We start from the raw sequence: 5,587 nt of genomic DNA, 5'->3' as shown, positions 1-5,587 counted from the left end.
CAGGCCTTTCAGACCCAATTGACCAGCCTGATCGTCGAGGGCGTCTTCGCCCGCCATCCCCGGCTCAAAATGGTGATGCTGGAATCCGGCTTCACCTGGCTGCCGCCCTATTTGTGGCGGCTGCACAAGTTCTGGCGCGGCATCCGCATGGAAACGCCGTGGGTGGATCGCGCGCCGCTCGACATTGTGCGCAGCAATATCCGCTTTTCGCTGCAGCCGATCGATGCGCCGCCGGATCCTGTGACATTAAATCGGCTGTTCGACCATATGCAGTCGGATGAATTGCTCCTATTCTCGACCGATTATCCGCACTGGCAATTTGAAGGCGACGCGGTGCTCCCGGAGGGGATATCGTCCGATCTGGTGCGCAGGATCATGATCGATAACCCGCTTGCGACCTATGGCCGCCTGACCCAACCGGCGCTTGAGGAAACCACGCCATGAACATGCAGTTCCGCAGCAGCGTCGAGCCGGGCGCATCGGCGGGCGTCAAGACCGCGATTGCCGATTGCGATATCCACCCCGCACGCGCGACCGCGGATGAACTCTATCCCTATCTGGCAAAACGCTGGCACGAACATCTCGAAACCTACGACAAGCATCCATATCAGGGCATGATGGAGGGGCCGCCTTATCCGAAGGCGCAGCCGAACGCGTCGCGCCGCGACGCCTATCCGCCGGAAGGCGGCCCGCAGGGTTCGTCGCTGTCGTTCATGCAGGCGCAGCATCTCGACGCCAACAACGTCGTGCTCGGCGTCCTTAATCCGCTCAACACCGGGCAGGGCATCCGCAACCACGATCTCTCCGCCGCGCTGGCGACCGCCATCAATGACTGGCAGATCGAGAAATGGACCAGCAAGGATAGCCGCCTGAAAGGCTCGGTCGTGGTCGCCAACGAGGACGGCCCGGCCGCCGCCGCCGAAATCCGTAGGCGCGCCGGGGATAAGAATTTTGTCCAGGTGCTGCTGTTGAGCCGCAATGTCGAGCCGCTCGGGCAGCGCCGCTACTGGCCGATCTATGAGGCCGCGGAAGAGGTGGGACTGCCGGTCGGCGTGCATGCCTTCGGCTTCGGCGGCAATCCGATCACGGCGTCGGGTTGGCCGAGCTACTACATCGAGGAGATGGTCGGACATTCGCAGTGCCAGCAGACCACGTTGGCATCGATCGTGCTGGAGGGCGTGTTCGAGCGGCATCCGAAGCTGAAGATGATCATGATCGAGGCCGGCTTCGGCTGGGCGCCATCGCTGTCATGGCGGCTCGACAAAAGCTGGCAGCGCTTGCGCAGCGAAGTGCCGCATCTCAAGCGTCCGCCCTCGGAAGTGATCCGCGACCACATCTTCTGGACCACGCAGCCGATGGAAGACCCCGAACGGCGCGATCATCTGTTCGAGGTGATCGACTGGATCGGCTGGGACAAACTCTTGTTCGCGACCGACTATCCGCATTGGGATTATGACGAGCCATCACGGGTATTGCCGCCCGGCGTCAGCGAGGCCAACCGCGAGGCGTTTTACCTGAGCAATGCGCGGAAGCTTTACGGCGTACAATAATGACCCGTCACGTCATTGCGGCGGTGGACGAACTGCCGCCGGGCACGCGCAAATTCCTCACCATCGACGAGCGCCCGATCGCGGTGTTCAATATCAAGGGCGAGTTCTTCGGCCTGTTGAACCGCTGCCCGCACCAGGGCGCGGCCTTGTGTGAGGGACCGCTGATCGGGCTCGCGCAATCCTCCGATCCCGGCGCGATCGAATATACCAGGCTCGGGGAAATCATCCGCTGCCCCTGGCACGGCTGGGAATTCGATATCCGCACCGGGCAATCCTGGTGCGACCCCAAGCGCTTCCGGACCAAAGCCTATCCGGTCCATGTCGAGCCGGGCACGAGCGTAGTGAAGGGGCCTTATGTCGCCGAGACCATCGCCGTGTCGGTGGAGAGCGATTACGTGGTGGTGGATTTGTAGCTTGAGGCGGAAATGCGCGCCATCCTGGAAGCCGCCGTGCGACCGGAGGGTCGGCTGCGTCTCGGCACCACGCTGGCGGAGATGAGCCGGAAACGGACTCACCAACGCCGATGTCGAATCCTTGGAACAGACCCGCGACACCAAGCCCGCCGAGCCGCTGCGTTTCGAATGATCCTGCTCGACACCAATGTCGTCTCCGAAGCGATGAAGCCCGAGCCGGCCCCAGCGATCCGCGCATGGCTCGACGAACAAGCGGCGGAGACGCTATATCGCGTGGCGGTCCGACTGCTCCGGTGCGGTCCACCCACACTTCCTAACCCAACTTGCGTAGTTGGTGGCCACGCCATCGGCCCGCGCGTTCGCGCGACCTCGTTGGCTTTGCCCACCCCACGTCCGAGCTGTCATCCGTCATTGCGAGGAGCCCTTGCGACGAAGCAATCCAGCCGCTCGTGCCTGGCGAGAGATGGATTGCTTCGCTGGCGCTCGCAATGACGGGATTAAACACCCGACCCCATCATCCGCCGCTCCCTTGCGTAGCGCACCAGCGCGGCGAAGCGATAGAGATTCGCCGTAAGGAAGGGTGATGAACAGGGAAAACACCGCGCCGAGATGCAGCGCCAACAGTAAATCCTATGCGACACTGAGGCGGTCATGATCCGAGCAGGGATCGATCTCGACGACAATCCTCTTGACGGTAAGGCTCGGCACCTTGCGCCGCCCGCCGACCGCTTTCATCGTGATGAAGCCGGCCGCCTCCATCTTCGCCAGCGTGCGCGTGAGGTTCGGTTGTGCCCGCCCGCTCATTTGCACGAGCTCTGCGACCGATTGAGGCTTGCGGTCACGGATCATGGCGAGAAGTTCCCGGTTCTCCGGCGTCAACAGCCGCACCACGGCATCGACCGAATTGAAGCTCGGCTTGTCGGCATCGGCCGGTGCCGGCCGTTCGCCGCGCGCCACGGCCTTCATCTCGTCGCGCAGGGATCGCAGATTCTGAACCTTGTGCTTGGTCATTTCGACCTCCGTATCTCTTCCACTTTGACAACCGTCGTGCCAATCCCGCGCTTGCCCAAGACCCGCTCCACCTCGTCAAAGAAATCGTCGATCAGGGTTTCGGCATCCTTGAACTGATAGGGGCGCCCTGGATCGTTCTCCGTTCGATGCCAGTGATCGTGCGTATCTGGCGGCCGTTTGAATCGCGAGCCTGTCGCCGGAACGCCATGGGCGTTATCGAAACCGATCAGCCGCGTGCCGTCCGGTGCGTGCAGCGTGAACGAATAGGACAGGCCGTGCGGGCGCTCCTTGGCAGCCTTGACGCGCTTGATCTCGAGCTTGATCCAGTAGCCTTCTTCGAGATGATGGATGCGCCCATCGAAGGCCAACAGAAACTCAAGCCCGTATTCGGGTGGTGCATCTTTCATTTCATATCCGGACGTGATATTAAAGCTTCCCACCTCTCCCGTCAAGGGACAGTGCAAGCTTGGGCACACACCCTTGGGGGCGTCCGTTCGGGTTGCTCGACTGGCCGGCCGGATACGGGGGCGTCAAAGGAGGGCGACCACAAGGGTCGCCCCTACAGGATCGACAGGGCGTAGGGGCGCCCCCAATGGGCGCCCTGTCTGGACCTCAAGTTGTTTCTCCTTAGCGAAGCGAAGCAATCTATCTTTGCGAAGCAATCTATCTTTCCACGGCATGGATTGCTTCGCTTCGCTCGCAACGACGTTCAGGTACCTTGCCCCATCAATCGCCGCTCCCGCGCATAACGCACCAGCGCGGCGAAGCGATAGAGCCCGTGCACGAATTTGCCGTAAGGAAGCGTGATGAACAGGGCGAATACGACGCCGAGATGCAGCGCCAATAGCGGCCCCATCGCGCGGCTGTCGCGCAACAGCAAGAGCACGATGCCGGTGAGGCCGGTCAAGAACAGCATGGCGATGAACGCGATATCCATGCCGGTGCGCTTCTCATCAACCAGTACCGGATCGCGTTTGAATTTCTCTGCCAGCAGTCCCAGCGAGAGACCGAACATGGCCTACCGGTCGTTGAACCCGGCAAAACCGAAAATGAACGCCGCGATCTGATCGTACCCGCCATAAGCCGCTTCAGGCTGCCTCGTAGCGCGTTGGCGCCAGCTATTCATCAGTTGCATCCGATCGCCATCATCGAGCCCGTAGCCCGATGCTCCCCAGGTTGTCGTTGCCTCTGGCAACGGCGACGCATCAGCGCCGCCGTTCCCTTGACATATGATAGCAATCTCACATATTGATAGCGTTGCTATCGTTTAGGATTTTCGCCATCATGGCCGCCGTAACCATTCGCAACCTCTCCGATGCGACGCATCGCGCCTTGAAGGTCCGTGCGGCTCAGCACAATCGCAGCACGGAGGCGGAAATGCGCGCCATCCTGGAAGCCGCCGTGCGACCGCAGGGTCGGCTGCGTCTCGGCACCGCGTTGGCGGAGATGAGCCGGAAAATCGGACTCACCAACGCCGATGTCGAAGCCCTGGAACAGGCCCGCGACACCAAGCCCGCCGAGCCGCTGCGTTTCGAATGATCCTGCTCGACACCAATGTCGTCTCCGAAGCGATGAAGCCCGAGCCGGCCCCAAGGGTCCGCACATGGCTCGACGAACAGGCGGCGGAGACGCTATATCTATCAAGCATCACCATTGCGGAGCTGGCGTTCGGCATCGGCGCGCTTGCAAAGAGCAGGCGCAAGGACAAGTTGACCGCCGCGCTCGACGGGGTGCTGGAGCTGTTCGCGGATCGAATCCTGCCGTTTGATACCAGCGCGGCGCGACGCTATGCCGAACTGGCCGTCAGGGCACGGGCTGCCGGAAAGGGCTTCCCCACGCCCGACGGCTATATCGCCGCAATCGCCGCCTCGCATGATTTGGCGGTCGCATCTCGCGACACAAGCGCGTTCATGGCTGCCGGCCTCGCCGTGATCGACCCCTGGACCGCCGCCGTCTGAACTGCGGCTCGCGAAGTCCGGAGCATGGTGCGATCCGTCCGACTGCTCCGGTGCGGTCACCCACGCTTCCTAACCCAACTTACGCAATGGTGGGCACGCCATCGAGTGCGCGCGTTCGCGCGTCTCGCTGGCTTTGCCCACCCTACAGAACTGACCGGCCGGATACGGGGGCGTCAAAGGAGGGCGACCACAAGGGTCGCCCCTTCAGGATCGACATGGCGTAGGGGCGCCCTTTGTGGGCGCCCTGTCTGAACCTCGCGTTGCTTCTCCTTAGCGAAGCGAAGCAATCTATCTTTCCACGGCATGGATTGCTTCGCTTCGCTTGCAACGACGTTCAGGTACCTTGCCCCATCATCCGCCGCTCCCTTGCGTAGCGCACCAGCGCGGCGAAGCGATAGAGGCCGTGCACGAATTTGCCGTAAGGAAGGGTGATGAACAGGGCGAATACGACGCCGAGATGCAGCGCCAATAGCGGTCCCATCGCTGATGTCTCGCGCAACAGCAAGAGCGCGATGCCGGTGAGGCCGGTCAAGAACAGCATGGCGATGAACGCTATATCCATCCCAATCCGCTTCTCGTCGACCAGCGCCGGATCGCGCTTCGATCTCTCCGCCAGCAAGCCTGCAGGCCCGATCAGAAGCCCGACGCCGCCCAG

At 62.1% G+C, this 5,587-nt stretch carries 7 protein-coding genes and 5 pseudogenes; 7 read left to right on the top strand and 5 right to left on the bottom strand.

Going from position 1 to position 5,587, the window contains the following annotated elements:
- The 5 genes and pseudogenes from ABSG20_RS28305 to ABSG20_RS28285 form a co-directional block, all read left to right on the top strand.
- On the top strand, nucleotides 1–444 hold a 444-nt coding region (locus ABSG20_RS28305), incomplete at its 5' end, for an amidohydrolase family protein (RefSeq protein ID WP_423867769.1).
- On the top strand, nucleotides 441–1,550 hold the full coding sequence (locus ABSG20_RS28300) for an amidohydrolase family protein (protein ID WP_423867768.1): 1,110 nt from the start codon (nucleotides 441–443) through the stop codon (nucleotides 1,548–1,550). The genes ABSG20_RS28305 and ABSG20_RS28300, both read left to right, overlap by 4 nt.
- Nucleotides 1,550–1,963 carry a Rieske (2Fe-2S) protein gene (locus ABSG20_RS28295; protein WP_423867767.1) on the top strand — a complete coding sequence of 138 codons (414 nt, stop codon included), beginning with the start codon at nucleotides 1,550–1,552 and terminating at the stop codon, nucleotides 1,961–1,963. The genes ABSG20_RS28300 and ABSG20_RS28295 overlap by 1 nt, the downstream gene beginning before the upstream one ends.
- 3 nt (nucleotides 1,964–1,966) lie before the next feature.
- Nucleotides 1,967–2,135: pseudogene (locus tag ABSG20_RS28290) on the top strand (FitA-like ribbon-helix-helix domain-containing protein); the annotation flags it as partial.
- A pseudogene (locus tag ABSG20_RS28285) lies at nucleotides 2,132–2,251 on the top strand (VapC toxin family PIN domain ribonuclease); the annotation flags it as partial. The pseudogenes ABSG20_RS28290 and ABSG20_RS28285, both read left to right, overlap by 4 nt.
- Before the next feature lie 209 nt (nucleotides 2,252–2,460).
- Here the strand turns inward: ABSG20_RS28285 and tcuB (ABSG20_RS28280) are convergent.
- From tcuB (ABSG20_RS28280) to tcuB (ABSG20_RS28265), 4 genes and pseudogenes are all read right to left on the bottom strand, one after another.
- Nucleotides 2,461–2,587: pseudogene (tcuB, locus tag ABSG20_RS28280) on the bottom strand (tricarballylate utilization protein TcuB); the annotation flags it as partial.
- Between the two features lie 6 nt (nucleotides 2,588–2,593).
- On the bottom strand, nucleotides 2,594–2,974 hold the full coding sequence (locus ABSG20_RS28275; protein ID WP_423867766.1) for an HVO_A0114 family putative DNA-binding protein: 381 nt from the start codon (nucleotides 2,972–2,974) through the stop codon (nucleotides 2,594–2,596).
- Nucleotides 2,971–3,381: a toxin-antitoxin system TumE family protein gene (locus ABSG20_RS28270; protein ID WP_423867765.1), complete on the bottom strand. Its 411-nt coding sequence runs from the start codon at nucleotides 3,379–3,381 to the stop codon at nucleotides 2,971–2,973. Before ABSG20_RS28270 ends, ABSG20_RS28275 begins: the two co-directional genes overlap by 4 nt.
- A 302-nt stretch (nucleotides 3,382–3,683) precedes the next feature.
- Nucleotides 3,684–3,974: pseudogene (tcuB, locus tag ABSG20_RS28265) on the bottom strand (tricarballylate utilization protein TcuB); the annotation flags it as partial.
- Nucleotides 3,975–4,258: 284 nt separating this feature from the next.
- Here tcuB (ABSG20_RS28265) and ABSG20_RS28260 point away from each other — a divergent pair.
- Both ABSG20_RS28260 and ABSG20_RS28255 read left to right on the top strand, forming a co-directional pair.
- Nucleotides 4,259–4,513, top strand: a complete 255-nt coding sequence (locus tag ABSG20_RS28260; RefSeq protein ID WP_423867764.1) for a FitA-like ribbon-helix-helix domain-containing protein — start codon at nucleotides 4,259–4,261, stop codon at nucleotides 4,511–4,513.
- The gene (locus tag ABSG20_RS28255; RefSeq protein WP_423867763.1) at nucleotides 4,510–4,932 is read left to right on the top strand and encodes a type II toxin-antitoxin system VapC family toxin; all 423 of its coding nucleotides are present in this window, start codon (nucleotides 4,510–4,512) and stop codon (nucleotides 4,930–4,932) included. Before ABSG20_RS28260 ends, ABSG20_RS28255 begins: the two co-directional genes overlap by 4 nt.
- Before the next feature lie 334 nt (nucleotides 4,933–5,266).
- Here ABSG20_RS28255 and tcuB (ABSG20_RS28250) read toward each other — a convergent pair.
- Nucleotides 5,267–5,587: pseudogene (gene tcuB, locus ABSG20_RS28250) on the bottom strand (tricarballylate utilization protein TcuB); the annotation flags it as partial.

It is taken from the genome of Bradyrhizobium sp. (assembly GCF_049512235.1).
Taxonomy (GTDB): Bacteria; Pseudomonadota; Alphaproteobacteria; order Rhizobiales; family Xanthobacteraceae; genus Bradyrhizobium.
Note: the sequence above shows the minus strand (reverse complement) of the source record. Positions and strands in the feature narration are given on the sequence as shown.